Origin of the sequence: Corallococcus sp. 4LFB (genome assembly GCF_046520365.1) — a bacterium.
Classification (GTDB): Bacteria; Myxococcota; Myxococcia; order Myxococcales; family Myxococcaceae; genus Corallococcus; species Corallococcus caeni.
This window is the reverse complement of sequence record NZ_JBKGHJ010000630.1, coordinates 1-4,098: the sequence shown is the minus strand read 5'-3', so window position 1 is coordinate 4,098 and position 4,098 is coordinate 1. Positions and strand designations below refer to the sequence as shown.

At 72.1% G+C, this 4,098-nt stretch carries 1 protein-coding gene and 2 pseudogenes; all 3 read right to left on the bottom strand.

Annotated features, from left to right (window positions below):
• Nucleotides 1–111: 111 nt before the first annotated feature.
• Nucleotides 112–1,764, bottom strand: a complete 1,653-nt coding sequence (locus ACLEQD_RS38405; protein ID WP_410390806.1) for a M28 family metallopeptidase — start codon at nucleotides 1,762–1,764, stop codon at nucleotides 112–114.
• Between the two features lie 42 nt (nucleotides 1,765–1,806).
• A pseudogene (gene mdoH, locus ACLEQD_RS38400) lies at nucleotides 1,807–3,832 on the bottom strand (glucans biosynthesis glucosyltransferase MdoH).
• A gap of 47 nt (nucleotides 3,833–3,879) precedes the next feature.
• Nucleotides 3,880–4,098, bottom strand: a pseudogene (locus ACLEQD_RS38395) (hypothetical protein); the annotation flags it as partial.

The window sequence follows — 4,098 nt, the reverse complement described above, 5'->3', positions numbered from 1 at the left end:
CCGGAACGCCCGCGCGAGACCGCGTCGTCCGACATCCGGGGCGCGCTCCGCTTCCTGGCGGCCCGCCCCGGCGTCACCGACTCACACCCGGCCGCGTGAAGCCGCGGCCCATCACCTGCCCGTGGCCGGAGCTCTGGCCGGAGCCTCGGCCGGAGCCGGCTTCGCGAAGCGGCGGAAGAAGCTGTCGTCGTTCCAGTACGGGCGCCGGGGGGCGTCCGCCACCGCGTTCGTCAGGGCGGTCAGGAAGGTGATGAAGCGCGCGGCGCCCTCGTGGTCCACGGGCTGCTGCGCCAGGTCATCCGACGGCGCGTGGTAGCGCTCGGCCAGCCACTGCTTGAACACCTTCTGCTCCTCTGAGCCCGGCGTGTAGCCGAACTTGAAGAACAGCGCGGGCACGCCCTCGCGGATGAACGAGTACTGGTCGCTGCGCACGAACAGGTTGCGGTCCGGCTCCGGATCCTCCAGCACCTGGATGTCCTGCTTCGCCGCCACCTCCGCCAGCGGCACCGCGAGCGAGGACTCGTCCTTGCCGTGCGCCACCACGGAGGTGAACGGCCAGTGGGGCATGAACATGTCCAGGTTGAAGTCCGCCACGATGGAGGTGATGGGCACCGGCGGCCGCGACGCGAAGTACTTCGACCCGAGCAGCCCCTTCTCCTCCCCCGTCACCAGCGCGAGCAGCACGGAGCGCTTCGGCTTCTCCGCCTGGTCATGCAGCCGCCGCGCGACCTCCAGCAGCGCCGCCACGCCGGACGCGTTGTCCATGGCGCCGTTGTAGATGCGGTCCCCCTTCACCGGCTCGCCAATGCCCACGTGGTCCAGGTGCGCGCTGAGCACCACGTACTCCTTCGCGAGCACCGGATCCGCGCCCGGCATGACGCCCACCACGTTCATGGACTTCAGCGGCTTCACGTCGAAGGCCAGCTTCGCCTTCAAGCGCAGCGGAATGTCGAACTTCGGCAGCGGCTTGTCCGCGTCGGCCAGCGCGAGCAGCTCCTCGTACGTGTGCGGCGCGCCCTCCAGCCACTTCTGGGACGCGGCCACGTTCGCGACGACCGCGACCTTCAGCCCGCGTGAATCGTTGAGCGACGGATCCGCGAACACCACCGTCGGGTGCTTGCTGGAGCCCACGATGCGCTCCCACGGCAGCTCCAGCATCTTCGGGTTCTGGAGGTACACGTACCCCACGGCCCCTCCGGCCTTGAGCACCTTCAGCCGCTCCGTCCACGAGGAGAAGTGCGACTTCACCGGGCCCGGGATGTCCGCCGGCCCGCCCTGGAGCATCACCACCACCTTGCCCTTCAGGTCCAGGCCCGCGAAGTCGTCGTGGCCCAGCTCCGGGATGGACAGGCCGTAGCCCACGAACACCAGCGGCGCGTCCACGGTGCCGCTGTCCCCCTGCCGCGAGGACAGCACCACGTCCTCGCCCTGCACCAGCGGCAGCGTCTGGCCGTCCTTCACCAGCGCGACGCTGGACTTCGCCTCGATGAGGCGGCGCGACTGCAAGGCCATGGGCTGCAGGAAGCCCGTCTTCAGCAGCGGCTTCACGCCCAGCGCGGCCAGCTCCTTGGACACGTAGCCGGCGGCGGCCGCGTAGCCCTTGCTGCCCGTGTCGCGTCCCCCCATCGCGTCACTGGCCAGCACCTCCACGTGCTTCCACCAGCGGTCCTCCGCGGCGGCGGGCTTGGTGACAGGAGGCTCCGCGGCGAAGGCCCCGGAGGAGACGAACAGCGCGAGCGCGGCGACGGACGAGACCCGGTTCATGCCCCGGAGCATCCAGGGCGGAGCCGGGTCATGCAACCGCGATCAGGCCTGCGCGCCCAGCCGCCGGCCGCGCAGCTCCGACAGCGTGCGCGCGTCCAGCAGCACCGCGGACTTCTCCTGCGGGGACAGGGGCTCCACCCCGCCCGCCAGCAGCTTGCGCCGCGCGGAGGCCAGCGCCACGGGGACGCTCGCCGCCGGGTGGGACTCCAGCAGCGCCAGGTGCAGCGCGTTGCGCGCGAGGGTCGGTCAGCACGTGGTCCAGCGCGTCATCCACCGGCGCCATCCCCTCCTCCGCCAGCTCCTGCGCGCGCACCAGCACGGCGGGCGGCTGGACCTCCTCCGGGATGAGGAACAGGCCGCGCCGCTGCGCCCACAGGCCCAGCGACGCGCGGGCGGTGAAGACGGAGAGGGCCGGGGCCAGCCACAGCCCCAGGATGACCGGCGACAGCCACGCCAGCATGCCCGGCGCCACCGCGACCGTCAGCGCCGCGAGCACCGCGCCCATCGCCATGTGCCCCTTGTGCCGGCGCAGCGCCTCCGACCACGGCAGGTCCGTGTCCTCGCGCTGCTGGCTGGACCAGTTCACCTTGTAGCCAAGCAGCGTCCCGAACACGAAGTGCGACTGGAAGAGCATCATCACCGGCGCCATCAGCGTGGACACCACGCCCTCCAGCGCCACGCTCAGCACCAGCTTGAGCCGGCCGCCCAGCCGCGCCGCCTCCTCGCGGTTGGCCAGGAGCAGCCCCAGGCCCATCAGCCGGGGGATCCACAAGAGCGCCAGCGACAGCACCATCAGCCGCAGCGCGCCCGCCGTGTCGAACGCGTCCCCACCCGGCAGCGTGGCCTGGAACTCCAGCAGCGTCGCGGGCGCGAAGAACCACTGGTGCAGCGCGGCGAACAGGCCCGCCACCAGGAAGATGAGCCACAGGGGCGACGCCACGTAGGACATCACGCCCATGAGGAAGTGCATCCGGCTCATCGGGTGCAGGCCGCCCGCCATCACCAGGCCCAGGTGCTGGAGGTTGCCCTGGCACCAGCGGCGGTCGCGCTGCGCGTACGCCAGCAGGTCCGGCGGCGGCTGTTCGTAGCTGCCGCCCAGCTCCGGCACCAGCCACACCGTGTAGCCCGCGCGGCGCATCAGCGCGGCCTCCACGAAGTCGTGGCTGAGGATGTGGCCGCCGAAGGGCTGCTGGCCCGGCAGCACCGGCAGGCCGCAGTGCTCGATGAAGGGCGCCATGCGCAGGATGGCGTTGTGGCCCCAGTAGTTGGAGTCCCCCAGCTGCCACGCCGCCGCGCCCGCGGCCACGATGGGGCCGTAGACGCGCCCGGCGAACTGCTGCAGCCGCGCGAACAGCGTGGAGCGCCCCACGTTCTGCGGCGGCACCTGGAGGATGCCCGCGCCCGGGTTGAGCTCCATCAGCCGGGCCATCTCCACCACGCTGTCGCCCGCCATCAGGCTGTCGGCGTCCAGCACCAGCAGGAAGTCGTAGCGGCGGCCCCAGCGCTCGCAGAACTCCGCCAGGTTGCCCGCCTTCTTGGCCGTGTTGTCGGAGCGGCGGCGGTAGAAGATGCGGCCCTGCCCGCCCACCCGGCGGCACAGCTCCGACCACGCCAGCTCCTCCGCCACCCACGACTCCGCCCGCGTGGAGTCGCTGAGCACGTAGAAGTCGAACGCGTCCAGCTGCCCCGTCGCGGCGATGGACTCGTACGTGGCCTGCACGTGCGCGAACACCGCGGCCGGGTCCTCGTTGTAGACGGGCATCACCACCGCGGTGCGGCGCGTGAGCGGCCTTCCGGCTTCCTCTTCCGTGGGCCAGCGCAGGCCCGGCACGCGCTGGTTCGACACGAGCTGGAGGAAGCCCGCGACGCCGCTCCAGAACGACAGGGCGATCCACGCGAAGCACAGCGCGAACAGCCCCAGCACGAACAGCTCCGGCACGGTGGTGCCGTGGGCCGCGAGCAGCCGGTGCATCTCCACGGAGGCGAACCCGGTGGACAGGGCCGCCAGGCCCAGCACCATCACGCGGCGGGGCCGCGCCAGGGCCGGAGTGTAGGGTTGGGCGTTCATGCGGACTCCGGGCTCCCGTGCGGCTTCATGGGTGGGGTACCGCGCGCCTAGCGCGACGGCGACACGCCGGCCTGGCTGGCGGCGGGACGCAGCCAGCGGCGCAGCAGGTCCATGAAGGGATTGAGCACGAGCACCTGCTCGCGCATCTGGCAGGGCACCTCCGCCGGGGCGGACATGGGCACTGCTTCACACACCGCGCGGCGCCACGCCTCCGGCAGCGACGCCGGAGCGCGCATCAGCACGTCCGCGCCCAGGCGCGCGGCCGC